The 233-nt window shown below is 51.9% G+C and carries 1 protein-coding gene; it reads left to right on the top strand.

All coding sequences use genetic code 11. From position 1 onward, the window contains the following. The coding region (locus ACH8JV_RS19660) for an Ig-like domain-containing protein (RefSeq protein WP_396523336.1) at positions 1-233 on the top strand (233 nt) is incomplete at both ends.

Here is a 233-nt window from a genome sequence, read left to right as displayed (position 1 = left end):
ACACTTCCAGTGTTGGCAGATGGACCACATACCGTGACTGTGACTGCAACTGACCCTGCAGGTAACGTTTCAACTCCGGTAACAGGCACAGTGACTGTCGATACTGCAGCAGCGAACTTGCTTGGTCCGATTACAGTACCGGATGACTTAAACACTGATGGCCTCATCAATACAGCAGAACTAGGCACAGACGGCAGCTTTGATGCCCGTGTTGCGTTAGGTCCGGATGCAGT

Origin of the sequence: Acinetobacter sp. ABJ_C5_2 (assembly GCF_044538485.1) — a bacterium.
GTDB lineage: Bacteria > Pseudomonadota > Gammaproteobacteria > Pseudomonadales > Moraxellaceae > Acinetobacter > Acinetobacter nosocomialis_A.
Note: the sequence above shows the minus strand (reverse complement) of the source record. Positions and strands in the feature narration are given on the sequence as shown.